The organism is Ruegeria sp. CL7 (genome assembly GCF_056536445.1).
Genome location: NZ_JBQFPQ010000001.1, coordinates 865,167 through 888,744, shown reverse-complemented (window position 1 = coordinate 888,744; position 23,578 = coordinate 865,167). Strand labels below are relative to the sequence as shown.

Here is a 23,578-nt window from a genome sequence, read left to right as displayed (position 1 = left end):
CTAATTCTTCAGCGCCTCGAACTGAGCCGCCTGTTTATCGGTCCACGATACCGTGATGCGGAAACCGTCATCGGTCTGTTCTTCTGTGCGCACCACATCCTGCCGGAACAACCAGGCCCGCTTGTCCCCGTCCGAGAAAGACAGATCCAACACCGCCTCACGCCGTGCACCTTGCAGATGCATCGCGATCTCGGACAGCAAAGGTGCGATGCCTTCCCCGGTTACAGCCGAAATCGCAAATATCTCAGGATCTCGGTCCGCCCGCGCTAATGTCGCCTCGCGTTCATCAGCGCTCAGCAGATCTATCTTGTTCCAGACCTCAAGCCGGGGCCTCTCTTCGTCGACGCCCAGCGAGGTCAGGATCGCCTCGACATCCTGCGCCTGCGCCTCGGTTTCCTCGTGGCTGATATCACGCACATGGACGATCAGGTCGGCCCCCAGGACTTCTTCCAGCGTCGCCCGGAAAGCCGCCACAAGCTCGGTCGGGAGGTTCGAGATAAAGCCCACCGTGTCCGACAGGATCACTTCGGGGCCGTCGGGCAACTGTACGCGGCGCATGGTCGGATCCAGTGTGGCGAACAGCATGTCCTTGGCCATCACTTCGGCCCCGGTCAGGTGATTGAACAGCGTCGATTTCCCTGCGTTCGTATACCCGACGAGTGCGACGATTGGATAAGGCACCTTGGCCCGGGCGGCCCGGTGCAGTGTCCGGGTCTTGACCACCTTCTGCAACTGCCGCCGCAAGCGCACCAGTTGCTCGTCAATGGCGCGGCGGTCGGCTTCGATCTGGGTTTCGCCGGGTCCGCCGACAAATCCCAAACCACCGCGCTGACGTTCAAGGTGAGTCCACGCCCGTACCAGTCGCGTCCGCTGATAGCTGAGCGCGGCCATCTCGACCTGCAATACCCCTTCCCGCGTGCGGGCGCGATCGCTGAAAATCTCAAGGATCAACCCGGTCCGATCGAGGATCTTGACCTTCCACGCCTTTTCCAGATTGCGCTGCTGCACCGGGGTCACCGGCCCGTCGATCAGAACCAGCTCAACCTCGTTGTCGCGAAAACGCGCACCAAGTTCTTCAATCTTTCCGCTGCCGAACAAATACCCGGCCTGCGCGCGTTGAAGTCGCACGATTTCTGATCCGATCACGTCCAGATCTGGCAATGCGGCGGCCAGTGCCACCGCCTCTTCCAGCGCCGGTTCGGGGACACGGCGCTGTTCATCTGATTTGATTTCGGGATGCAGCACCCAGGCCCGGGTGCGCGCCCGCTCATGTTCCATCAAGAGGCGTCTTCGCCCTCATACAGGTTGATCGGCTGTGACGGCATGATGGTCGAAATCGCGTGTTTGTAGACCAGCTGCGACTGTCCGTCGCGGCGCAACAATACGCAGAAATTGTCGAACCAGGTGATGACACCCTGCAATTTCACACCGTTGATCAGGAAAATCGTGACCGGAACCTTAGCTTTCCGTACATTGTTCAGGAAGGCATCCTGAAGATTCTGTCTGTCCGAAGCCATATTTTTATAATCTCGCCATTGTTCTTGCTACGCGCTGCGGACCAACGCGCTCCCTCCGGCAGAGTATGGAGTGCTACGCACAGATATTCCAGATGAAAAATCAGGCGTTAGCCGCCGCACGATGTGCCCGGCTCAATCCCGCCAAAGCGACGGGGTGATCAGGGCGATGATCGCCAGCGTTTCCAGACGCCCGATGACCATGGCCGCGCACAGCGTCAGCTTGGCGCTGGCAGAAAGATCGATCAGGCGAATTGGTACGTCGGTGGCCAACTCGATCAACGGCCCCGTCGTGCTGAGCGTGGCCACGCTGAGCACCATGGCCTGTTCGAATCCGGACCCCATCGCCGCAAGCAGAAGGTTGAACACCGCAAGGGTCAGCGCAAAGAGCATCAGAAAGATCCACGCGATGAACGCACCATCGCTTTGAATGCGGCGATTGCCCCCCCCTGCACCGCTGACGGATGAGGGATAGATCAGGCGGTCGATCTCTCGTGCGCCATTCAGATACAGCGCGAAGACCCGCAACAGCTTGACCCCTCCGGCTGTCGTCGCGACCCCGCCGCCGATCAATGCTAGCCCCATCAACAGCAAACCGGGCGTTCCCAAACCCGACAGTTGCTGTGCGTCGTTCCAGTTCGCGCTTTCAAAACCGGCCGTCGTCAGGAAAGCCAGAACGGTGAACAGCATCCCCCAGATGACCTGCAAGGCCTGCAATGGTTCCATTCGACCACCGATTTCCGTCACGCCCGCAACAACCCGGAAGAACAACAGGATTGCGACGCCCAGGACAATCATCAGACCAATACGAAACTCGGGGTCCGTATCCAGACGGGAATAGCCTGTTGTCGCGGTATCCTTCGAAAAAGTCAGACGCGAGAGAGCAAAGAACAGGAACAGAAACAGGATGGCTTCGCCCGTAAACCCGGCCTGCGCCCCTTCCATGCCCCCGACCGGAGAGATGCCGGACGTGGCCATCACTGCCATCGCATGGCACACCGCCGTCAGACCGACTTCACCGGCGATCAACAGAAGAACCCAGATCACGGTCGTCAGCCCGACATAGACTGGCGTCAGGGTCCTGGCGACACGGATCAGACGGCCACGCGGGTCCACGCGTTCGCTCTGCGCCACCCCTGACACCGGGCGCCCCGGCTGGCCTTTGGCAGTGACCTCGAACCCGCCAAGCGACAGCGGCGCAAGGATAGCCGCAGCGGCGATCCACATCAGCAGGCCGCCCATCCAACCGACCATGGCGCGCCACAAATGCAACGGGGCCGTCAGGCGGGCCGGATCCGGAAACAGGTCCGCCCCCGTGGTCGTCAGAGAGCTGACCATATCGAAATAGGCGTTCAGAAAGGTGGTCGTACCAAGCGCGTCGTGAAATGGGATCGCAAGAAATATGGGCAGCAGCGTGAAACAGGCCAGCATCACCGCCAGCTGCCCCAACGTGCCGCGCCGGGGTATGCGGTTGGAGGACGCCATCGCGATGGTGGCTACCAGAAACAAGCCGAGAATCCCGGAATACAGAAAGGATCGTGACGTGTCGTGATCGTCCAGAGCCAACGCATAGATCGCCGGAATCCACATGGTCAGGGATGCAATGCCCCAGATCAGCAGGAACAACGGCAACCGCCGCAACAATCCAACCTGTTGTGTCCCTGCATGCGCCATCAGAAGAAATCGATTGAAACCTGCATCAGGCGTTCAACCTCTGGCACGTCCTTGGCCATGGCAAAGATTGCGACCACATCTTTTTCATCGATCCGCAGGCTGCCTGTCGGTCGCAGAACCTCGTCTCCCTTGCGGACCGCGCCCACAAGCACCCCCTCGGGAAAATCGATATCGCGCAGACGTTGCCCGGCCATAGGCGAGGTCGAAAGAACCTCGGCCTCGATCACTTCGGCCTCGGCGTCCCCGATTGAATAGACCTGACGCACCCGTCCATGCCGGATGTGCCGCAGGATCGAGCTGACGGTCGTGGCCCGCGGGTTGATATAAGCATCGATCCCCAAAGGCCCCATCAGGGCCACCATGCTGGGATCGTTGATCAATGCAATCGCCAGAGCGCACCCTTCGGCCTTGGCACGCACCGCAGCCAGCATGTTCGTACGGTCGTCATCCGTAACTGCCAGCATCGCATCGGCCCGTTCGATCCCCGCCTCGCTCAGCAACCCGGCATCCAGCCCGTCGCCATGCAGCACGATCGTCCGTTCCAGAGCTTCGGCGGCGAGTTCAGCGCAATGGCGGTCGCGCTCGATGATCTTGGCCCGCACGCGGCTTTCGCGTTCTTCCAGCGTTCTGGCCACTTCCAGCCCGACATTTCCGCCGCCCACGATCACCACGCGATCCTGCCGTTTTTGCGCTTTGCCGAACACCTCCATGGTGCGATCCACGTCCTTGACGTTGGTGAAGACATAGCATTCATCGCCCACGAACAGCTGATCCTCGGACTCGGGCGCAAACAGCGTGCCTTCGCGCCGCACCCCAACCACAATGGAACTGAGGGTCGAGAACAGATCCGTCAGCTGCCGCAACGGCGTATTGACGATCGGGCAATCCTCTTCCACCCGCACTCCAAGCAGCTGCGCCTTGCCGTCCATGAAAATCTCGGTGTCAAAGGCGGATGGGGCAGACAGGCGGCGCATGGCGGCGGCGGCAACTTCGCGTTCGGGGCTGATCACCACATCAATCGGCAGATGATCACGACGGTACAGATCCGAGTGGATCGCCTCGAGATAGGATTTCGACCGCAGGCGCGCGATCTTGCGCTGGATCGAAAAGACCGAGTGCGCCATCTGGCAGGTGACCATGTTCACCTCATCCGAATGGGTGGCGGCAATGATCATGTCAGCGTCACGGGCCCCTGCCCGTTCCAGCACGTCCGGATAACTTGCAAACCCGGCGATCCCCTGCACATCAAGCGTTTCAGTCGCCCGCCTTACAAGGTCGGGATTGTTGTCCACGACGGTAACATCGTTCAGCTCGCCCGAAAGATGCCGCGCGATCTGCCAGCCGACCTGACCCGCACCGCAAATAATGACCTTCATGCTTCTGGCCCTTCTGCCTGAAAGGATTGAATGACAGATGCCCCCAGAGCGGTCAATTGAATTGTCATCGCAGCCCGGCTGCGGCATGATAAGCATATGAAAACGCTGTTTCCTATGCTGTTACCTTTGATGGTGCTGTCTTCTTGCGGACCACTTTCGCTGTACTACCGCGAAGGTGAAACCGTATCGCGCCTGCAAAAAGAGACCACTCAGTGCCAGCTGAAGGCGGTCAAGGAAGTGCCGGTAGCCAATCAGATCCGCCAAAGCCCGCCAACCTATTGGCCGGGGCGCACATATTGCGATGGCAGGGGTCGTTGCTATCAATCACCCGGCTGGTGGCAGCCCGGCCGTGTTTATACCGTGGATGTGAATCAGGGCCTGCGCAACACGGTCGAAGCGCAATGCATGGCACAGAAAGGGTTTCGACCCGTAAGCCTGCCGCCGTGCAAACAGAACGTGAAATCACGCGTGCCCGCAACGCGAACAACCACTTTGCCACCGCTCAACAGCGCGTCGTGCTTTGTGAAATTCGATGACGGCTCATTTCAGATCATAACGCCCGGTCAGGCCGGCTGAGGCCGTGCGACCGGCAGATTATTCTGCCGGTTCGGGTTCATCGATTTGCGCCACGCGCGCGCCGGATTTGTTCGAAGTCACTACGCCCAGCGATTTCAATTTCCGATGCAGGGCGCTGCGTTCCATGCCCACAAAGCTGGCCGTACGGCTGATATTGCCGCCAAACCGGTTAATCTGTGTCAGCAGATACTCTCGCTCGAACGCCTCGCGGGCTTCGCGCAACGGCAAGGTGGCCAGTGCGCCAGACAACACGACACGACCTGAATCTTCTGCCTTTTCTTCTTCGTTGGGCAACTCACGCGCCTCAATCGGGCCGGAGCCATCGCCAAGGATCAGAACCCGCTCGATCAGGTTTTTGAGCTGGCGCACGTTGCCGGGCCATGTCATCGTCTGCAACAGGGCAACAGCCTCTTCCGACAATTCCCTGATCGGCAAACCCTGGGTTTCGTTGCACATCTCAATAAAGTGCTGCGCCAGAACCGGGATATCTTCGCGCCGATCTTCCAGTGACGGCACGGCAATCGGGACGACGTTCAGACGGTGGTACAGCTCTTCCCGGAACCGTTCAGCCGCGATTTCTTCGTCAAGATCCTTGCTTGTTGACGAGATCACGCGAAGGTCCACGCGCACCTTGTCACTGCCACCGACACGCTGGAACTGCTGATCCACCAGCACCCGCAGGATTTTTGACTGTGTCCCAAGGGGCATGTCGGCGACTTCGTCAAAATAGATCACGCCTCCATGCGCCTCTTCCAGCAAACCCGATTCCACGCCGCGTTCCGCCGATTCCCGGCCAAACAGCACCTCTTCCACACGTTCGGGTTCGATCCCGGCACAGTTTACCGTGACAAATGGCGCGTTGGCGCGATTTGAATGGGCATGGATATACCGTGCTGCAATTTCTTTGCCGGACCCCGCAGGGCCGCTGAGCATCACGCGGCCATTCGACTTGGTCACCTTGTCCAACTGCCCCTGCATGGCGCGGAACGCCGCGGATTTGCCAATCATGTCGGAATTGTTGACTTCTTTCCGCTTCAGAGACGCATTCTCGCGACGCAGGCGAGAGGTCTCCATCGCGCGGCGGATCACCACCATCAACTGGTCTATGTTGAACGGCTTTTCGATAAAATCATAGGCGCCCTGCTTGATTGCGGCGACGGCAATTTCAATGTTGCCGTGGCCGGAAATGATCACCACCGGCACATCCGGGTTGTCGCGTTTCACCGCTTTCAGGATATCGATTCCATCCATTCGGCTGTCTTTCAGCCAGATATCCAGGATCAACAATCCCGGCGGTTCAGAGTTGATCGACGCCATGCACTCGTCCGAGTTGGCCGCCAGCCGGGTTGAATAGCCTTCGTCCTCCAGAATGTCGGACACCAGCTCGCGAATATCGCGCTCATCATCTACGATCAGAATGTCACTCATCTTTGGCCTGCTTTCAGTTTGTTGGTTCTAATTGCCTGCTTCTGTGGCGCTGCCGCTTGGGACCCAGTAATCCCCGGCAATCGGATCACGGCCATCGCGCCAAAATGGTCCTGTCCGTCAAATACGGGCGCATCCTCGAGGGTCAGCGCGCCGCCATGCTCTTCAATGATCTTCTTGACGATGGGCAGGCCCAGCCCGGTCCCTTCGTCACGTGTCGTTACATAGGGCTCAAACAGCCGTGCCCGATCTTCGGGCAGGCCGATCCCGTTGTCTGCAATGGTTATGACCGTACCCGCATCATCACTGGTGACCGCCACTTTGATCTGGGGCTGAAGGTTGTCGGGCGCCCCTTTTTCCTTAAGGGTTGCAATGGCTTCCCCGGCATTCTTGATGAGGTTGGTAAGCGCCTGGTTCAGCATGGTTGCATCCACATCGGCCATGATGGGCTGTTGCGGCAGATCGGCATCAATCTGCACATCCGGCTGCCCGGCCTGTTGCAGCAGGACAGCCTCGTGCACCAGATCAACAAGGTTTTCTTCCCTGCGTTCAGGTTCAGGCATCCGTGCAAATTTCGAGAATTCATCCACGATGCGACGCAGGTCGTTGGTCTGCCGCACAATCACGTTCGTCATCGAATCCAGGCTGCTGCTGTCTTCCTCGTCCAGTTTGCGCGAGAACTTGCGCTTGATCCGTTCCGCGCTCAGCTGGATCGGGGTCAGAGGGTTCTTGATCTCATGCGCGATGCGGCGGGCCACGTCACCCCAGGCCGCCATCCGTTGGGCGCTGACCAGATCGGTGACGTCATCGAAGGCAACCACATAACCTTCCAGGCCGCCATCTTCTCCGCGACGGATGGCCATGCGGACCAACAGGTTCTCAAGCCGTCCCTTGCGGGTCACTTTGATTTCGCCCTGAACGGCCTCTTGCCCGCTGTCTTTCAAACTTTCGAACAGGGGCAGAAATTCCGGCACCGCAATGCCGATGGCCAGATGCTGCTCGCCCCCGGTCCAATCCAGCAACCGCTCGGCCGAACGGTTCACGAATGTAATGCATCCTTCCGGGTCCACTCCAACGACACCCGAAGTGACCGAACTGAGCACCGAATCGAACAGACGGCGCCGGCTTTCAATTTGCCGCGTGTTCTCCAACAGCGTATCGCGCTGTCCTTTCAACTGCCGGGTCATCTGGTTGAAATACCGGCCCAGCATCGCGATTTCGTCGTCGCTGGCCTCTTCAATCACCTGGACGCTCAGATCACCGGCCCCAACCCGCTGCGCCGCGGTGGTCAACCGCCCCACGGGACGCGACAACCGCTCGGCAAACCACATCCCCAGGGACATAGCCGCAAGGATCAGGATCAACGCAAAGCCCAGATACAACAGGCCGAACTCGAACAGCACCCTGCCCCGTTCGCTTTCCAGTTGCTGATAGAACTGTGCCGTTTCCTTGGTATCGTCCAGCAGCGTCAACAACTGCCCATCCACCTCGCGGCTGACATAGAGATAGCGATCCAGATAAGCCTTCAGAGGGACCAGCGCCCGGAACTCATTGTTGGGCCAGTCGGCGATGATCAGCAGGCCCTTGTCGGTGGCTTCTGCAATCTGCTCGGGGGTTGGGGCTTCGTAGTTGAACAGGTAGGACCGGTCCCCGCGCGATTTGATTTCGCCACCACCGTCGATGACATAGGCTTCGCGCAGCCCCCGTTGAATCTGAGCCTGCCCCTGCGCCAGAACTTCGCGCAGTTCAGCGTCCGAGATATAGAAGTCCAGCGATCGCGCATTATCCAGATATCGCGCAAGAACAGACGCGTCTTGCGTCAACCCCCGACGGTGTTCCTGTTCATACGCTTCTGCTGCTGTCAGCGAAGATCCCACAACCTGACGTACGCGGTCGGAAAACCAGCCCTCAAGGCCGATATTGACGGTCAATCCGGCAAAAATCGCCACGGTCACGGTTGGAACCAGCGCCAGCAGAGTAAACGCCCCGATCAGGCGCAAATGCAGGCGCGAACCCGCCGACTTGGCCCGACGTGCGGCAATCAAGCTGCCAACCTGCCCAAGCACAAGTGCAGCAACAACCAGAACGTATACGAGATCGGCCAACAGAATCAGCCGCAAAGTCGGTGCCGTGGCGCCAAGATCGAAAGGACCGATAACAAGGTAAGTGGCCAGCGCCAGAACAGGCCCCATGAGAACCAGGCCAAACGTGCCAAAATTGCGCAGTTTCCGTGATTTACGCCATCGACTGATCGATGGGATCATCCCGCTCTGTGCTCGGGTTGCCACTGTCTGCCCTCATCCTGATGTGCCGCTTGCGCGGCTTACCGCCATATATCGTGATCTTTTCCCAACAGATGCCGGGATGCCACGGTTTGTGTGGCGATATTACATCAGTTTGCGTCGACGTGTCACCTGAATATCGAGATCCGTAATCTTTTTTCGCAACGTATTTCGGTTGATTCCCAGCAAATCGGCACATTTCGCCTGATTTCCGCCAGTTGCATCCAGCGCGATTTCGATCAGCGGGGCCTCAACTTCCCGTAAAATGCGCTGATACAGGCCCGGGGGCGGCAAAATGTTGCCGTGCAGGTCAAAATACCTTCGTAAATGCCGCTCGACCGAAGTCGAAAGCTTTTCGCGTTCGCCGCCGCTCAGGACCGGTTCCGCCTCTGGCTGGCTGCCCAGCACCATTTCCACTTCGGCTTTGGTGATTTCATCGGCCCGGCTGGTCAGACCCAACCGGCGCACGGCATTTTCCAGTTGCCGCACGTTCCCGGGCCAGGAATAGCGCCGCACCAGTTCCACCGCCTCGGGGCTGAGCCAGCGTTTGGTGCCGTTTTCCCGCTCTTCCCGAGCCAGAAAGTGCTCGGCCAGCAGCGGAATGTCATCCACCCTTTCACGCAGTGATGGAACGTGGATCGTCGCCCCGCACAAACGATAATAAAGGTCCTGACGGATGCGCCCGTTCTCCATCCCTTCGGTCAGGTCTGATTGGCTGGTGGCCATGAAACGGGGAACGTGATCGCCCGGAGTATCCATCATGCGGACGATGCGCGCCTGAACCTCATCTTCGATATCTGCGATTTCGTCTATCAACAGCGTGCCGCCGCGAACCCGCGCCATCACACGGGCCGGGCCTTCCAGATCGCGCAGTTCGGCAGCGGTGACAGTGACAAAGGGCAAGGTTCGACGGTCGGAAAAATCGTGAATGGCCCGCGCTATCAGTGACTTGCCCGTGCCGCTTTCACCGGAAATCATGACCGAGAGGTCCGTGTTCATCACCCGGGCGACCAACCGGTACAGAGCCTGCATCACTGGTGTTCGCCCGACCAGTGGCAGTTCTTCGGGGCGCTCGCTTGTGCCCACGGCCGGCTCTGGCTGGGCGCGTTGCTTCTGATCCAGCGCCCGCGCCGTCCGTTTCATCAGATCCGGCAGGTCGAAGGGTTTTGGCAGATAGTCGTACGCATCCGCCTCTGTCGCCTGAATCGCCGTCATGATGGTGTTTTGTGCGGAAATCACGATCACCGGCAAACCGGGGCGGTCTTCGGCAATCTTCGGCAGCATCTCAAGACCGTTTCCATCGGGCATGACCACGTCGGAAATCACCACGTCGCCTTTTCCCTCGCCGACCCAGCGCATCAACGTGGTCAGTGATGAGGTCGCATGCACCTTGCACCCGGCACGCGTCAGGGCCTGTGTCAGAACAGTGCGGATCGTGCGATCGTCGTCCGCGACCAGTACGGTGCCATCCATCAGGTGCTCTCCTTCTTGTCCTCGATTGCGTCTCGCGGCGCGCGGCGCAGCGACAGTTTGAATACCGTTCGCCCGGGCACGGATTCGGCCGAAATCCAGCCGTCATGGTCCGAGATTATCTTGCTGACCAGCGCCAGCCCCAGGCCGGTGCCGTTTTCCTTGCCGGATACGAAGGGATCAAAAATATCGCCGCGGATGTCTTCTGGCAGGCCCGGACCATCATCGATTATCTCGATCTGCAAGGGCAGCGAATGCCCTGACCCGTCACTGCGACGCAACCGGAAGGAATGTTCGAAATAGGTCCGCAGGCGGATCGTTCCGCCCTGCGGTCCTGCCGCTTCGGACGCATTCCTGAGCAGATTCAGGATCACCTGCAGAATCTGATCCGGGTCTCCGTAAGCCAGCGGCAGCGACGGGTCATAGTCTTCGACGATCATCATGTCAGCGCCAAATCCCAACAATGCCGACCGTCTTGCGCGATCCAGCACATCGTGGATGTTGACTGGCTTGAAGTCAGGTTTCTGAAGGTTCCCGAATTGCTCGACCTGTTCCAGCAACTTCACGATCCGGCGGCTTTCGGCAACAATAAGATCCGTTAGTTCAAGATCTTGCGGCGGTATATTCATGCTGAGCAACTGCGCCGCACCAGTGATCCCGGCCAGCGGGTTCTTGATCTCGTGCGCCAGCATTTCCGCCATGCCGATGGCGGATTGTGCCGCGGATTTGACCGTATTCCCCCGCGTCATCCGACCTGCCAGTTCACGAGGCGAGATGATCATGATCATGGAGCCCGGATGCCCGACCAAAGGCGCAATCTGCAACGCGCATTGCAGCGGCGCCCGGCTACCCGACCCCACATCCACATCATTCACGAACAATGGCGTGCCCTGCCAGCGGGCGCGCTCGAACGCCTCTTCCAACGGCGCGTCCACGGCGATCTGATCCCACACCGGATGGCCGATCACCGATTTGCGCGACGCGTTCAGAAACCCCTCACCCGCAGCATTCACATCGGATATCCGATCCTGTTCATCAATAATGAACGCCGGAACCGGCAGCGAGTTCCAGATGCTGGCATCGGAATTCATGCCGCCACCTCGTCCGTGTCGCTGAGTGCAACCGCCAACAGGCGCAGAACTTCCGCCGGATCGCGCGACGTCAGCACCGCTCGGCGCAAGGGCGCGGGCGTTGCGGCTTCGTCCATGTACCATCCCAGATGCTTGCGGGCGACACGCAGACCCAGATCGGCGCCGTAGAAATCCAGCATCGACTGATAATGCGCGCAAACCATATCAACCAGATCATGACCGGTCGGAATCTCGGGCGCCTCGGCGCCGTACAGGTCGTGACAGATTTGCGCCAACACCCAAGGCTTGCCCTGGGCGCCACGACCGACCATCACCCCATCCGCGCCGGATTGGCGCAACGCGGATCGGGCGGCGTCAGTGTCCACGATGTCTCCGTTCGCGATGACCGGGATCGATACGGCCTCTTTCACCGCCCGGATTGCCCGCCAATCGGCGTGACCCTTGTAGAACTGACAGCGTGTGCGGCCATGGATCGTGACCATCTGAATACCCGCGTCCTGAGCGCGGCGTGCCACGTCGGGCGCGTTCAACAGAGTGTCGTCCCATCCCAGCCGGGTTTTCAGCGTCACCGGCAGATCGACCGCGCCCACCACGGCCTCGATCAATGCCAGCGCGTGATCCGGTGTTTTCAGAAGGGCCGAGCCGGAATAACCGTTTGTTACCTTCTTGGCGGGGCACCCCATGTTGATGTCGATCACCCGCGCGCCACGGTCGGCCACCTGACGGGCCGCCTCGGCCATCCAATGGGCCTCACGCCCGGCCAGTTGCACGGCGGTGTTTTCCACATCTGCGGACAGTTCCGCCCGTTCCCGCACACCGGGCTTGGCCTGCACCATCTCTTGACTGGCGACCATTTCACTGACGACCATACCCGCACCGAAACGCATCACCAGATCGCGAAACGGGCGGTCGGTGATTCCGGCCATGGGGGCCAGCAAAACAGGCGGTGTTATTTCCTTGTCGGCAAGGTGCAGTGTCAACGTGCTTAATCCTTGGGCAGTTGTGGTTTTGATATCGTTTTCTGCGCATATGAACAACAAATCGGCATGCAGCAAGCCCGCAAAATCATCATTTGCCTAATTATTAATCACATGACCATGGGTTATTGCCTCTGCATTCACCGCCGCCTAAACAATGCCCATCACGAGGAGAGCGCGCACATATGACAACTGCCGCCATCATAGTTGCCGCCGGTCGCGGGTCGCGCGCCGGGGGTGGCGTGCCAAAACAATGGCGCAGCCTTGCGGGCCGGCGGGTGGCCGATTGGACGATCGAGCGCTTTCGCGGACAGGTGGATCACATTGTCCTGGTGTTGTCCGACGAAGACAGCGTCGCATGGGAAGAATTCCGTGAAACCGACCTGATCCTGGCTTCGGGCGGAACGGATCGCGCGGGATCGGTGCGCAATGGATTGGCTGCACTGGCCGGCCGGAACGTACAGCGCGTTTTGATCCATGACGTTGCAAGGCCTTGCGTCACACCCCGCATCATCACCGACGTTCTGAATGCCCTGGAAACATGTCCGGCGGCGGCGCCCGGGCTGGCGGTGACGGATGCGCTGTGGGTTGGGCATGAACAGGCCGTGACCGGTACGCAGGATCGCAGCAACCTGTTCGCTGCGCAAACTCCGCAGGGGTTTCACTATGACGCCATCACCGCCGCCCACGCCGCCCATCCGGGCGAAGCTGCGGACGATGTCGAAGTGGCCCGCGCCGCCGGCCTTGATGTCTGCATCGTACCGGGCGATGCGGACAATCTGAAAATCACCCGACCCGAGGATTTTGCCCGGGCGGAACGCATAATGGGAACGGAAATGGATGTAAGGCTGGGCAACGGGTACGATGTGCACCGTTTTGGCGATGGGGATCATGTGATCCTTTGCGGTGTGAAAGTGCCGCATGACCGCGGACTGCAAGGCCATTCGGATGCCGATGTCGGAATGCACGCGGTCACCGATGCGATCTATGGCGCTCTGGCACAGGGCGATATCGGGCAGCATTTCCCGCCTTCGGACCCGCAATGGAAAGGCGCCGCCAGCGAGATTTTCCTGCGCCACGCGGTCGAGCTGGCAGGGCAGATGGGATACCGCATCTCGAATGTCGATTGCACGCTGGTCTGCGAATATCCAAAGATTGGCCCGCACGCAGTGGCCATGCGAGAAAGGATGTCTGAAATCATGGGTCTGCGTGCAGATAAGGTTTCAGTCAAGGCGACAACGTCCGAGCGTCTGGGCTTCACCGGCCGCAGCGAAGGCATCGCCTCGCTCGCCACGGCATGTCTGGTGAAAGCATGAACGCGGCACAGATGATCGGGACTGTCGGCGGCGTTGGCTATTTGCGCCCTGCCCCGGGCACCTGGGGATCGCTGGTGGCCCTGCCGATGGCCTGGGTATTGCACATGCTGGGTGGTTTCCCGTTGCTGGCCCTCGCAACGGTTGCGGTTTTTGTCGGCGGCCTCTGGGCCACACGCGTGATGACCGAAGGTCAGGATGACCACGACCCATCCGAAATCGTCATTGATGAGGTCGCAGGCCAGTTCATCGCGCTTTGGGCAATTTCCTATCCGTCCTGGGCGCATGGAATCGACATTACCGCGCTCTGGCCCGGCTGGGTTGCCGGGTTCATCCTTTTTCGTCTGTTCGACATCACCAAACCCGGCCCTGTCGGCTGGGCCGATCGGCGTGGCGATCCGATGGGCGTGATGCTGGATGACGTGATTGCAGGTATATTTGCAGCCATCGGAGTGATGGTTCTGGCAGGTATCGCACACGGAGTTCTGGGGCTATGAACGTGACAGACCTGCTGGACTGCGCCAAGGCGCAGGGCGTGATGATCGCCACCGCCGAAAGCTGCACCGGCGGCATGGTCGCTGCGGCCCTGACCGATATTCCCGGCAGCTCTGCCGTCGTGGATCGGGGTTTCGTCACCTACACCAACGAGGCCAAACAGGACATGCTGGGCGTTCAGGCCGAAACGCTGAACGCGCACGGTGCGGTTTCCGAACAGGTGGCCCGCGAAATGGCAGAAGGTGCGCTGCGCAATTCACTGGCGCAACTTGCCGTCGCGATCACCGGTATTGCCGGGCCGGGCGGGTCCGAATTCAAACCTGAAGGGCGTGTGTGTTTCGGGTTGGCCGCCGAGGGGCGGCCGACGCATGTGGAAACCGTCGAATTCGGCGCACCCGGTCGCGATGCCGTGCGTCGCGCGGCGCGTGACCACGCCTTGGCCCTGCTGTATACGGCCCTTTCCGCAGGTGCCTAATCTTTCAGCACCTGACCAATAGAACCGCTGCTTTTTAAGTCAGTTGAAAAAAGGCCGCCAAAACAGGCGCTTTTTTTTGCCATGCCTCTTTTTTCTCCAACCGACGGTGGCTTGAAACAGCCCACACCGCTCACGCAGCGCCGATCCGCGCCCAGTTTCCACGGATCCGCGCATTCATTCGGAAGGGAGAATGGCCCATGAACGGAGCCGATACAGCCTGGATCATCGTTGCAACCGCGTTGGTCCTTTTCATGACAGTGCCGGGCCTCGCCCTGTTCTATGGCGGCCTCGTGCGTGCCCGAAATGTCCTCAGCGTTTTCATGCATTGCTTTGCCATTGCCTGTTTGATGAGCGTCCTGTGGCTGGTCGCAGGGTATTCCATCGCGTTCGGACCCGGTGAAAGCGGGCTTTGGGGTGGTTTGGGCAAGGCCTTCCTCAACGGCGTCGATGTTGACAGCCTTGCCGGAACCCTGCCCGAGATCCTGTTCTTTGCTTTCCAGATGACCTTTGCCATCATAACCCCTGCGTTGATCGTTGGTGCGTATGTCGAACGTGTGGGCTTTGGCTTTGTCCTGACCTTTTCGGCGCTGTGGATGCTGCTGTGCTATGCGCCCGTGGTGCATTGGATCTGGGGCGGCGGGATGCTGGCTGATGGCGGCATTCTGGGCGAGATCGGCGTGCGCGACTTTGCGGGTGGCATCGTGGTGCATGAAACCGCTGGTCTGGCAGCGCTGATTGTCGCGGTCATCCTCGGGCCGCGTCGCAACCGCACCACTCCGCCGCACAACCCCGGTTACGTCATGGTCGGCGCAGCAATGCTGTGGGTCGGCTGGTTCGGTTTCAACGGTGGTTCGCAACTGGCCGCCGATGGCGGAGCGGCGATGGCCCTGACCGTCACGCACCTGTCCGCGGCTACGGCATCGCTAAGCTGGGCCCTGTGGGAGCGTATCCGCTTTGGCAAGGCCTCGATGGTCGGTCTGGTCACCGGCACAATCGCGGGTCTGGCCTCGATCACGCCTGCATCGGGTTTCGTCGGTCCGGTTCAGGCCCTGATCATTGGCGCGGTGGCCGGTGTTCTGTGTCAGGAAGCCGTCAGCGTCGTGCGTAACAAACTGAATATCGACGACACGCTGGATGTCTTCGCCGTGCATGGTGTCGGCGGTATCTTTGGCACGCTCATGATCGCCCTTTTTGGCCTTGGAACCTGGACCGCTCAGTTGGGCGGGCTGATTGTCGTGGGTGCCTTTACGGCAGTTGTCACGTTTGTGTTGGTCAAACTGGTTGCACAGATCACGCCACTTCGCGTAGACGCCGAGACCGAGACAAATGGCCTCGACCTCTCGGTACATGGCGAGCGGGCCTATGACATGAGCAGTTAAGCCCACCTTGGCTGCCCATCGCCCGTAAGGGCAAAAGCGGACCTCTTGGGGGTCCGCTTTTCTTTTGCCCAATCCCTCTCGACTCCAGCCCAAGGGTCGGGCTATCAGCCCGCAACGTGTTTTCAGCCCCGAGGTTTGCGCCATGATCCCCAGTTCTTTTCCCGACAGCACCGAAATCGCCCGCCTGACTGCACGGATGCTGCTGGAGATCAAGGCCGTGCATTTCAACTCGCGGGAACCGTTCACGCTGGCCAGCGGGTTGCCTAGCCCGACCTATATCGACTGCCGCAAACTGATCTCGTATCCGCGTATCCGCTCGACACTTATGGATTTCCTGACCGTCACGGTGATGCGTGATGCTGGCTTTGAGGCATTCGACAACATCGCAGGCGGGGAAACGGCAGGCATCCCCTTTGCCGCCATGGTCGCCGAGCGTATGGCTCTGCCCATGACCTACGTGCGCAAGAAACCCAAGGGCTATGGCCGCAACGCCCGAATCGAGGGGGCGATGAGCGAAGGCGAGCGTGTGTTGCTGGTTGAAGACCTGACCACTGATGGTGGCTCGAAACTGTCCTTTGTCGATGCGATCCGCGAAACCGGTGCTACCTGCGGGCACACCGCCGTCATCTTCTACTACGGCATCTTCCCCGAGACCGAGAAAACGCTGGGTGATCATGGCGTCAAGCTGCACTCGCTCTGCACGTGGTGGGATGTTCTGGCCGAGGCCAAGGCACAGAAAGCCTTTGATCAGGAAACACTTGAGGCTGTCGAAGCTTTCCTGAACGACCCGCGCGGATGGCAAGAGGCCAATAAACCAGCGTAAACCTCTTGTGGAAGGATTGGGGATAAACCCGGAAGAATCGGGCAGTTCGCCACGATATATGGTGACTTTTCCGACAATTCCTACATAATAAGCGATGCATATGCAGGCATCCAAGCGGTCTGGAAAGTTATCCCTAGGCTTTACCCCAAGTTAGCCACAGGTATTTCCAGATAGCTTGCGGTGACGTTTCGCGTGTAGAACCTCGGAACGGGCAGCGGGGATAAAATGAACGAGATCAGCAGTATCGAGCAGGCAGCGGCACAGATTCAGAATGCCGAAACCATGCCGCATTCCATCGAGGCCGAGCAGCAATTGCTGGGCGCGATTCTGACCAATAACGACCTGTACGACCGGGTCGCCTCGATCATCGGGGCTGAACATTTCTATGATCCGGTCCATGCCCGGATTTACGAGGTGGCCTCGGCCCGTATTGCAAAGAACGCGCTTGCCTCGCCCGTGACGCTCAAATCATTCATGGCCGAGGATGAGGGCCTGAAAGAACTGGGCGGTCCCGCTTATCTGGTCAAACTGGCGGGCGCTTCGATCAGCGCATTCGCGGTGCACGACTATGCCCAGATGATCTATGACCTTGCCATCCGGCGCGAGCTGATCCGGCTGGGTCGCGACATCTCGGACAAGGCGGCGCGGGTCGATGTTTCGAGCGAGCCGAAAGAACAGATCGTCGAGGCCGAGCAGCAGCTTTATCAGCTGTCCGAGCAGGGCCAGACCGAGCAAGGCTTTCAGTCCTTCCTCAAGGCCGTCACCGAAGCCGTCAACGTCACCAACGAGGCCTACCAGCGCGGCGGCGGCATGGCCGGGATTTCCACCGGTCTGGCCGATCTGGACAAGCAATTGGGTGGGTTGCACCCGTCCGACCTGATCATTCTGGCCGGCCGTCCATCCATGGGTAAAACCTCGCTGGCGACCAACATCGCCTTCAACGTTGCCAAGGCCTACAAGCGTGGCACAAAGCCCGATGGCAGCGAAGGCGCGATCGATGGCGGTGTTGTAGGCTTCTTCTCACTCGAAATGAGCGCGGAACAGCTTGCGGGCCGGGTTCTGGCGGAAGCCTCGGAGATTTCCAGCCACAAAATCCGTCAGGGCGACATGACCGAGGCCGAGTTCCGTCGATTTGTGGATGCGGCCAAAGAGCTTGAGGCCTGTCCCCTGTTTATTGACGACACTCCTGCCTTGCCGATCTCGCAACTTGCCGCCCGTGCACGACGGTTGAAACGGACCCACGGGCTGGACTTGCTGGTCATCGACTATCTACAGCTCTGCCGGGGCATGGCCGACAACCGGGTGAACGAAATCGCCGAGATTTCGATGGGCATGAAAGCTATCGCCAAGGAACTGAACATCCCGGTCATTGCTCTTTCACAGCTGTCGCGCCAGGTGGAAAACCGCGACGACAAGCGCCCGCAGCTGTCCGACCTACGTGAATCCGGCTCGATCGAGCAGGACGCCGACGTTGTGATGTTTGTGTTCCGCGAGGAATACTACAAAGAGCGCGAAAAGCCCGGTGATCACGAACTGGAAAAGATGGAAGAGTGGAAGCAGGCGATGGAACGTCTGCACGGCAAAGCCGAGGTCATCGTCGGCAAGCAACGTCATGGCCCAATCGGCACGGTCGAGTTGTCGTTCGAGGCCCAATTCACCCGCTTTGGCAATCTGGTCAAGCCTTGGCAACAGGGTGGTGAAATCGAGGGTTATTGATCGCGGGCAGAACACCTGCCCCAGATATTGAACGCCAAGTCCTTTGGTGTTTTTCCTGCCCGGTGTTAACGTGACGGTGACGTTCAACCCAACGCGCCAAACCCGCCCGGAGACCCACTGATTTGCCCGCGATCATATCGGAAATAAGATATCGCAACGGCCCGAACTTTGCTCCGGACGGAGATTTCATTGAAATCCGGGTTCCGACCGGAACCGACGTCACCGGCTTGCAGGTCGATGTTTACAACCCCAATGGCTCGGTGCGCAGTTCGACGGATGTCGACAACGGAACGATGACCACCGTGGGCGGGTTCGACTATTACGTGATTTCGGCGCGCATCAACCGGTTTGGGGCGGTTTCTCTTTCGGACAATGGTTCGGTTCTCAGCTTTGTATCCTTCGACTCGCAGGTAACTGCGACACAGGGGCCGGCCAGTGGCCAGACTTCGACCCAGATCGGCAGCAACGGCACGGACGATACCGCGTCTCTGTCATCGAAGGACGGGGTCAACTTTGTTGAGGATCCCAATCCCAGCCCCGGCGCCCCCTGTTTCGTTTCGGACACCCTGATCCTGACGGACCGTGGCGAAATCAGCGTTCAGGATATCCGCCCCGGTGACAAGGTGATGACGACCGAACGCAGCTCGGCAACCGTTCGGCTTGTTCTATCCCGGTCCCTGCGCCAGGCCGATCTGTTGAAATCACCCGAACTGCGCCCAGTCCGCATTACGGCCGGCGCCTTGGGGCACGGCCTGCCCCGCCGAGACCTGACGGTTTCGCGACAGCACAGAATGCTGGTCCGATCGGACATCGCGCAGCGCATGTTCGACACAAGAGACGTTTTGGTCTCGGCCATCCGACTAACAGACCTGCCGGGCGTTTACGTGGATTACGATGCGACGCAGGTGGTTTATCATCACGTTGTCTGTGACCGTCACGTGGTTCTTCTTGCCGAAGGCGCGCCAAGTGAAAGCCTGTTCACCGGCCCCGAAGCCCTCAAATCCCTTCCGCCCGAAGCGTTGCAAGAGCTGTTGCAGTTTTTTCCGGGTCTCGACTGCAATAAGGATATGGACCCTGCCTTTTATATCCCCAGCGGCAGGCGACAGAAAAAGCTGGTGGCCCGACATGTCCGGAACAGCAAGGCGATCATAGATCAGGCCTTGTTCTAGGCTGTGGAACCAAGGCCATCGACCAAAGCGAATAAACCGATCCCGCCTACCACAGCAATGGATTGTTCAGCGCGGAAACGCATCCCGACGGGCCTTTCAGCGGTTTCAGGTCAAAACCGTCTAGCGCCTGTCCCAACCAGCCGTGCGGATGGCTGAGTTTCAGCGGTGGCTGAGCAGTATCCTCGGTGATCTGCACAAAACCCGTTTTGCAATAATAGGCCGGGTCGCCATAGGTCAGTGCCACGTCCACACCTGCCGCCCGCAAGCGATCCAGACCATAGGTAATCAGCGCCTGTCCAATACCTGTTTTTTGCTTGCCCGTTTGCACGGCCATCGGCGACAGGATGAACACATTGCGCGTATCCTGCGAAAACGTCATCCGGGAAAAGATGGCACAGCCAAGCAGCTCGTGATCCTGTAGAGCCGTGCACACAAGGATATCTTCAGGCGGCGTGGTGTTGAGCAATTCACGTACGAATGCACCTATTGCCGCCCCTTCCTCTGGCCCTTCCGATGCGGAAAAAACGTCGGCAAAAAGACGGATGATCTCTGACGGGTCCCGGGTCAAACCGGTAGAAAAATCCATGGCTCCCTCATGAGTTGACGTTGCGCCCGGTCTTTACCGGAACCGAACGATCCGGCTCTCAGGATCGCTTTAACCTTGACGTGAAGACAATCCCAAAAACCTGCAACCATGGCGGAATGCTGCCATTTCTTCTGGTTTTTTGGTGTTTTCCGTAACAACAGACCAAACACCAACATAAACCGACAGGTAAATGCGCCATTCCCTCTTGACCTTAAGCGGCGCAATGTCATGAACAGTGCCATGAGTACTGCACGTTTGACGATCAATCTTCAGGCGCTCGCCAGGAATTGGCGGGCGCTCGACGCGAAAACCGGGGTCGAAACCGGCGCCGTGGTCAAGGCCGATGCCTATGGGCTGGGTGCCGGGCCCGTCAGCGATACGCTGGCCGAGGAAGGCGTTCGCAAGTTTTTTGTGGCGGCCGCAGAAGAAGGCGCCGCTGTCCGCAATGCGGTTGGCCCCGGCCCGATGATCTTTGTCTTTTCCGGCCATATGGAGGGCGACACAGACCTTCTGCGCGCCAATGATCTGACGCCGCTGATCAATTCGGGCGAGCAGTATCAGCGCCATATGGAGGCCCTGCCCGACCATCCCTTTGGCATTCAGCTGGACAGTGGCATGAACCGGCTGGGGCTGGAACCCGCCGACTGGGCCGAACTGCGCCCAAGGGCCGAGGCCCTGAACCCAGCCGTTGTCATGTCTCATCTGGCCTGCTCGGACGAGCCAGACCACCCGATGAACCGGCAGCAGCTGAAAACCTTCCGCGAGATGACCGACGGTATCGCCGCGCCGCGTTCTCTGGCTGCGACCGGCGGTTTGCTTTTGGGGCCCGAGTTCCATTTCGATTTCTGCCGCCCGGGCATCGGCCTGTATGGCGGCCTGCCCTTTGCGGATGCCAAACCCGTTGTCACGGTCGATCTGCCTGTCATCCAGTTGCGCAAGGTGGCCGTGGGCGAAACTGTTGGTTACGGCAACAGCTGGGTTGCGCGCCGGCCGTCCCGTGTCGCCACCGTCGCGGCCGGGTATGCAGACGGCCTGCATCGCGCCATCGGGGGCGGCATCGACGCCTTCGCCGGCAATCAGCCCTGCCCGGTTGTTGGCCGTATCTCGATGGACCTGATCACGGTGGATGTCACGGACCTGCCCAAAGACCCGGAACGCCTGCGTATCCTGAATGGCCATCAGACCGTCGATGACCTGGCCGAAGCTGCAGGTACAATTGGCTATGAAATCCTCACATCAATGGGCAATCGCTATTCGCGGGGCTATGTGGAATGAACCCTCTCACCGCGCTCGGAGGTCTGGGCCGCACGGTTCTGAGCCTGCTTGCGGCCTTTGGCCGGGTGGCACTGTTCGCGCTTGATGCGATTTCGCATATTCTGCGCCCCCCCTTCTATCCGCGCGAATTTGGCATGGCCCTGCTGAACATCGGCTGGCTGTCCCTGCCGGTCGTCGGCCTGACCGCGATTTTCACCGGCGGTGCGCTGGCGTTGCAGATCTACGCCGGCGGCGCGCGTTTCAACGCCGAAGCCGTGGTGCCCCAGATCGTCGCCATCGGCATGGTGCGAGAGCTTGGCCCGGTTCTGGTCGGCCTGATGATTGCTGCGCGCGTGACCTCATCCATCGCGGCCGAAATCGCCACGATGAAAGTGACCGAACAGATCGACGCGCTGGTTACGCTGTCGACCCACCCGATGAAATACCTCACCGCCCCGCGCGTTCTGGCCGCCCTGATCACTGTGCCGGCTTTGGTGGCAGTGGGTGACATCATCGGAATTGCCGGCGGCTACACCGTCGCCACGCAAAATCTGGGCTTCAACCCGGCCGCCTATCTAAAAAACACGGTCGATTTCCTTGAAACCCGCGACATCGTCTCGTCGCTAGTCAAAGGCGCGGCCTTTGGCCTGATCGCGGCGATTATGGGCTGTTACTACGGCATGAATTCCGGCCGTGGCGCACAAGGCGTGGGCCGCGCAACCAAAGGCTCCGTCGAGGCCGCGGCGGTGCTGATCCTGGCCGCAAACTTCGTTCTCACAGGGGTATTCTTCTCGCTATGATCCGGATGGAGAACGTACATAAGGCCTTTGGCGACAACCACGTGCTGCAAGGCATGAACCTTGAGATCCCCAAGGGCACCTCGATGGTCATCATCGGCGGTTCGGGCACTGGTAAGTCCGTGGCGCTGAAATGCATTCTGGGCCTGATCAAGCCCGACAGCGGCATGATCTATGTGGACGGCAAAGACGCCAGCAAGGGCGACCGTGATGCCTTTCTGGCCCGGTTCGGTATGCTGTTTCAGGGCGCGGCCCTGTTTGATTCACTGACCGTCTGGCAGAACGTCGCCTTCCGCCTGCTGCGTGGTTCTCTGAAACGTCCAACCGACGAAGCCCGCGAAATCGCCATCGACAAACTGCGCCGCGTGGGCCTGAAATCCGACGTGGCCGACCGCTTTCCGGCGGAACTGTCAGGCGGCATGCAAAAACGCGTGGGCCTTGCCCGCGCCATCGCCGCCGAGCCCGAGATCATCTTTTTCGACGAACCCACCACCGGCCTCGACCCGATCATGTCCGGCGTCATCAACGATCTGATCCGCGAAATCGTGACCGAGATGGGCGCCACCGCGATGACCATCACCCACGACATGAGTTCCGTCCGCGCGATTGCCGACAACGTCGCCATGCTGCACGGAGGCGTAATCCAGTGGACCGGCCCCGTTGGGCAGATGGATGCATCGGGTGATCCTTATGTAGAGCAGTTCATCAGCGGGAGCGCAGAGGGGCCGATTGAGGCGGTGCGTTAACCTTCGCTCTTTGCCAGCCACTTTGCCGAGCGTTCGAGAACGTCCTGAGGAATAGCTTCGGCGCGCCTTGTCTGCAGGTTGAGCAAGACGCATTTAAAAACCGTCGAAAATGTCGTTTCACCGTCCATCACTCGAACTAATTTGTGGCTGAAAGTCATGGACTTCGTTCCTACTTTCAGGATTTCGCTTTCCATTTGGATCGCCTCGCCAGCACTCAATTCCGCAAGGAAATTGCTTTCTGCATGGACCACCGCAAAGGATAGCTTTCTTCCTGACCGCATGTCTTCGGACGTCAGCCCCAACTCTGCCTGCAACGCAAAAACGGAATCCGAACATGCCGCAAAATACTTGGACACGTTCATATGCCCCAGAAAATCACAGTCCGACGGATCGACAATTGACTTGAAGGCCACAAAACCCGACATCATTCCTCCCCGTCT

General features: G+C 59.5%; 23 protein-coding genes. 11 read left to right on the top strand and 12 right to left on the bottom strand.

Features of this window, described 5'->3' with window-relative positions:
* The 4 genes from hflX to trkA all read right to left on the bottom strand — a co-directional run bounded on the left by hflX (nt 1) and on the right by trkA (nt 4,564).
* The gene (hflX, locus tag ACR0LI_RS04505) at nt 1-1,278 is read right to left on the bottom strand and encodes a GTPase HflX (RefSeq protein ID WP_480718073.1); all 1,278 of its coding nucleotides are present in this window, start codon (nt 1,276-1,278) and stop codon (nt 1-3) included.
* Nucleotides 1,278-1,517: an RNA chaperone Hfq gene (gene hfq, locus ACR0LI_RS04500; protein WP_005982826.1), complete on the bottom strand. Its 240-nt coding sequence runs from the start codon at nt 1,515-1,517 to the stop codon at nt 1,278-1,280. Before hfq ends, hflX begins: the two co-directional genes overlap by 1 nt.
* A 132-nt stretch (nt 1,518-1,649) precedes the next feature.
* Nucleotides 1,650-3,188, bottom strand: coding sequence for a TrkH family potassium uptake protein (locus ACR0LI_RS04495; protein ID WP_480718072.1), 1,539 nt, complete (start codon nt 3,186-3,188; stop codon nt 1,650-1,652).
* Nucleotides 3,188-4,564 carry a Trk system potassium transporter TrkA gene (gene trkA, locus ACR0LI_RS04490; protein ID WP_152458149.1) on the bottom strand — a complete coding sequence of 459 codons (1,377 nt, stop codon included), beginning with the start codon at nt 4,562-4,564 and terminating at the stop codon, nt 3,188-3,190. Before trkA ends, ACR0LI_RS04495 begins: the two co-directional genes overlap by 1 nt.
* A 96-nt stretch (nt 4,565-4,660) precedes the next feature.
* Here trkA and ACR0LI_RS04485 point away from each other — a divergent pair, with 96 nt between their 5' ends.
* Nucleotides 4,661-5,140 carry a hypothetical protein gene (locus tag ACR0LI_RS04485; RefSeq protein WP_171632096.1) on the top strand — a complete coding sequence of 160 codons (480 nt, stop codon included), beginning with the start codon at nt 4,661-4,663 and terminating at the stop codon, nt 5,138-5,140.
* 18 nt (nt 5,141-5,158) lie between these two features.
* Here the strand turns inward: ACR0LI_RS04485 and ntrX are convergent, their stop codons facing one another.
* From ntrX to dusB, 5 genes are all read right to left on the bottom strand, one after another.
* The gene (gene ntrX, locus ACR0LI_RS04480; protein WP_171632094.1) at nt 5,159-6,568 is read right to left on the bottom strand and encodes a nitrogen assimilation response regulator NtrX; all 1,410 of its coding nucleotides are present in this window, start codon (nt 6,566-6,568) and stop codon (nt 5,159-5,161) included.
* On the bottom strand, nt 6,565-8,829 hold the full coding sequence (locus ACR0LI_RS04475; protein WP_480718341.1) for a sensor histidine kinase NtrY-like: 2,265 nt from the start codon (nt 8,827-8,829) through the stop codon (nt 6,565-6,567). Before ACR0LI_RS04475 ends, ntrX begins: the two co-directional genes overlap by 4 nt.
* Nucleotides 8,830-8,952: 123 nt before the next feature.
* Nucleotides 8,953-10,320, bottom strand: a complete 1,368-nt coding sequence (locus tag ACR0LI_RS04470; protein ID WP_171723166.1) for a response regulator — start codon at nt 10,318-10,320, stop codon at nt 8,953-8,955.
* Nucleotides 10,320-11,408, bottom strand: a complete 1,089-nt coding sequence (locus ACR0LI_RS04465; RefSeq protein ID WP_171723165.1) for a two-component system sensor histidine kinase NtrB — start codon at nt 11,406-11,408, stop codon at nt 10,320-10,322. The genes ACR0LI_RS04470 and ACR0LI_RS04465 overlap by 1 nt, the downstream gene beginning before the upstream one ends.
* A complete protein-coding gene (dusB, locus tag ACR0LI_RS04460; protein ID WP_480718071.1) occupies nt 11,405-12,388 on the bottom strand; it encodes a tRNA dihydrouridine synthase DusB in 984 nt (327 codons plus the stop codon). The genes ACR0LI_RS04465 and dusB overlap by 4 nt, the downstream gene beginning before the upstream one ends.
* A gap of 182 nt (nt 12,389-12,570) precedes the next feature.
* Between dusB and ACR0LI_RS04455 the strand changes: the two genes are divergently transcribed.
* The 7 genes from ACR0LI_RS04455 to ACR0LI_RS04425 all read left to right on the top strand — a co-directional run bounded on the left by ACR0LI_RS04455 (nt 12,571) and on the right by ACR0LI_RS04425 (nt 19,755).
* Nucleotides 12,571-13,701 carry a bifunctional 2-C-methyl-D-erythritol 4-phosphate cytidylyltransferase/2-C-methyl-D-erythritol 2,4-cyclodiphosphate synthase gene (locus tag ACR0LI_RS04455; RefSeq protein ID WP_480718070.1) on the top strand — a complete coding sequence of 377 codons (1,131 nt, stop codon included), beginning with the start codon at nt 12,571-12,573 and terminating at the stop codon, nt 13,699-13,701.
* Entirely contained in the window at nt 13,698-14,195 is a 498-nt protein-coding gene (locus ACR0LI_RS04450) for a phosphatidylglycerophosphatase A family protein (RefSeq protein WP_171205028.1), read from the top strand. The genes ACR0LI_RS04455 and ACR0LI_RS04450 overlap by 4 nt, the downstream gene beginning before the upstream one ends.
* Nucleotides 14,192-14,668: a CinA family protein gene (locus ACR0LI_RS04445; protein ID WP_171723161.1), complete on the top strand. Its 477-nt coding sequence runs from the start codon at nt 14,192-14,194 to the stop codon at nt 14,666-14,668. The genes ACR0LI_RS04450 and ACR0LI_RS04445 overlap by 4 nt, the downstream gene beginning before the upstream one ends.
* A gap of 197 nt (nt 14,669-14,865) precedes the next feature.
* A complete protein-coding gene (locus ACR0LI_RS04440; protein ID WP_171632079.1) occupies nt 14,866-16,047 on the top strand; it encodes an ammonium transporter in 1,182 nt (393 codons plus the stop codon).
* A 142-nt stretch (nt 16,048-16,189) separates the two neighbouring features.
* The gene (locus tag ACR0LI_RS04435) at nt 16,190-16,870 is read left to right on the top strand and encodes an orotate phosphoribosyltransferase (RefSeq protein ID WP_209832930.1); all 681 of its coding nucleotides are present in this window, start codon (nt 16,190-16,192) and stop codon (nt 16,868-16,870) included.
* 225 nt (nt 16,871-17,095) lie between these two features.
* Nucleotides 17,096-18,586 carry a replicative DNA helicase gene (locus ACR0LI_RS04430; protein WP_152458159.1) on the top strand — a complete coding sequence of 497 codons (1,491 nt, stop codon included), beginning with the start codon at nt 17,096-17,098 and terminating at the stop codon, nt 18,584-18,586.
* Between the two features lie 122 nt (nt 18,587-18,708).
* Nucleotides 18,709-19,755 (top strand): Hint domain-containing protein, encoded by a 1,047-nt coding sequence (locus tag ACR0LI_RS04425; protein WP_480718069.1) that lies wholly within the window; start codon nt 18,709-18,711, stop codon nt 19,753-19,755.
* Nucleotides 19,756-19,801: 46 nt separating this feature from the next.
* Here the strand turns inward: ACR0LI_RS04425 and ACR0LI_RS04420 are convergent, their stop codons facing one another.
* On the bottom strand, nt 19,802-20,341 hold the full coding sequence (locus tag ACR0LI_RS04420) for a GNAT family N-acetyltransferase (protein ID WP_210092440.1): 540 nt from the start codon (nt 20,339-20,341) through the stop codon (nt 19,802-19,804).
* Entirely contained in the window at nt 20,320-20,583 is a 264-nt protein-coding gene (locus ACR0LI_RS04415; RefSeq protein WP_209832927.1) for a hypothetical protein, read from the bottom strand. The genes ACR0LI_RS04420 and ACR0LI_RS04415 overlap by 22 nt, the downstream gene beginning before the upstream one ends.
* Here ACR0LI_RS04415 and alr point away from each other — a divergent pair.
* Genes alr through ACR0LI_RS04400 form a run of 3 tightly spaced genes read left to right on the top strand, consistent with a single transcriptional unit; the run spans nt 20,582 to nt 23,138 of the window.
* On the top strand, nt 20,582-21,616 hold the full coding sequence (gene alr, locus ACR0LI_RS04410) for an alanine racemase (RefSeq protein WP_480718068.1): 1,035 nt from the start codon (nt 20,582-20,584) through the stop codon (nt 21,614-21,616). The two genes, ACR0LI_RS04415 and alr, sit on opposite strands and share 2 nt — an antisense overlap.
* Nucleotides 21,613-22,395, top strand: a complete 783-nt coding sequence (locus ACR0LI_RS04405) for an MlaE family ABC transporter permease (protein WP_152458163.1) — start codon at nt 21,613-21,615, stop codon at nt 22,393-22,395. The genes alr and ACR0LI_RS04405 overlap by 4 nt, the downstream gene beginning before the upstream one ends.
* On the top strand, nt 22,392-23,138 hold the full coding sequence (locus ACR0LI_RS04400) for an ABC transporter ATP-binding protein (protein ID WP_480490326.1): 747 nt from the start codon (nt 22,392-22,394) through the stop codon (nt 23,136-23,138). Before ACR0LI_RS04405 ends, ACR0LI_RS04400 begins: the two co-directional genes overlap by 4 nt.
* Here ACR0LI_RS04400 and ACR0LI_RS04395 read toward each other — a convergent pair.
* Complete coding sequence (locus ACR0LI_RS04395; RefSeq protein ID WP_480718067.1) at nt 23,135-23,563, bottom strand: acyl-CoA thioesterase; 429 nt, start codon at nt 23,561-23,563, stop codon at nt 23,135-23,137. The genes ACR0LI_RS04400 and ACR0LI_RS04395 overlap by 4 nt on opposite strands.
* Nucleotides 23,564-23,578 lie beyond the last annotated feature (15 nt).

Coding starts and splice junctions, on each gene's coding strand:
- hflX (WP_480718073.1), bottom strand. CDS start 1,278: ATGGAACATGAGCGGGCGCGCACCCGGGCCTGGGTGCTGCATCCCGAA.
- hfq (WP_005982826.1), bottom strand. CDS start 1,517: ATGGCTTCGGACAGACAGAATCTTCAGGATGCCTTCCTGAACAATGTA.
- ACR0LI_RS04495 (WP_480718072.1), bottom strand. CDS start 3,188: ATGGCGCATGCAGGGACACAACAGGTTGGATTGTTGCGGCGGTTGCCG.
- trkA (WP_152458149.1), bottom strand. CDS start 4,564: ATGAAGGTCATTATTTGCGGTGCGGGTCAGGTCGGCTGGCAGATCGCG.
- ACR0LI_RS04485 (WP_171632096.1), top strand. CDS start 4,661: ATGAAAACGCTGTTTCCTATGCTGTTACCTTTGATGGTGCTGTCTTCT.
- ntrX (WP_171632094.1), bottom strand. CDS start 6,568: ATGAGTGACATTCTGATCGTAGATGATGAGCGCGATATTCGCGAGCTG.
- ACR0LI_RS04475 (WP_480718341.1), bottom strand. CDS start 8,829: ATGATCCCATCGATCAGTCGATGGCGTAAATCACGGAAACTGCGCAAT.
- ACR0LI_RS04470 (WP_171723166.1), bottom strand. CDS start 10,320: ATGGATGGCACCGTACTGGTCGCGGACGACGATCGCACGATCCGCACT.
- ACR0LI_RS04465 (WP_171723165.1), bottom strand. CDS start 11,408: ATGAATTCCGATGCCAGCATCTGGAACTCGCTGCCGGTTCCGGCGTTC.
- ACR0LI_RS04455 (WP_480718070.1), top strand. CDS start 12,571: ATGACAACTGCCGCCATCATAGTTGCCGCCGGTCGCGGGTCGCGCGCC.
- ACR0LI_RS04450 (WP_171205028.1), top strand. CDS start 13,698: ATGAACGCGGCACAGATGATCGGGACTGTCGGCGGCGTTGGCTATTTG.
- ACR0LI_RS04445 (WP_171723161.1), top strand. CDS start 14,192: ATGAACGTGACAGACCTGCTGGACTGCGCCAAGGCGCAGGGCGTGATG.
- ACR0LI_RS04440 (WP_171632079.1), top strand. CDS start 14,866: ATGAACGGAGCCGATACAGCCTGGATCATCGTTGCAACCGCGTTGGTC.
- ACR0LI_RS04435 (WP_209832930.1), top strand. CDS start 16,190: ATGATCCCCAGTTCTTTTCCCGACAGCACCGAAATCGCCCGCCTGACT.
- ACR0LI_RS04430 (WP_152458159.1), top strand. CDS start 17,096: ATGAACGAGATCAGCAGTATCGAGCAGGCAGCGGCACAGATTCAGAAT.
- ACR0LI_RS04420 (WP_210092440.1), bottom strand. CDS start 20,341: ATGGATTTTTCTACCGGTTTGACCCGGGACCCGTCAGAGATCATCCGT.
- alr (WP_480718068.1), top strand. CDS start 20,582: ATGAGTACTGCACGTTTGACGATCAATCTTCAGGCGCTCGCCAGGAAT.
- ACR0LI_RS04415 (WP_209832927.1), bottom strand. CDS start 20,583: ATGGCACTGTTCATGACATTGCGCCGCTTAAGGTCAAGAGGGAATGGC.
- ACR0LI_RS04405 (WP_152458163.1), top strand. CDS start 21,613: ATGAACCCTCTCACCGCGCTCGGAGGTCTGGGCCGCACGGTTCTGAGC.
- ACR0LI_RS04400 (WP_480490326.1), top strand. CDS start 22,392: ATGATCCGGATGGAGAACGTACATAAGGCCTTTGGCGACAACCACGTG.
- ACR0LI_RS04395 (WP_480718067.1), bottom strand. CDS start 23,563: ATGTCGGGTTTTGTGGCCTTCAAGTCAATTGTCGATCCGTCGGACTGT.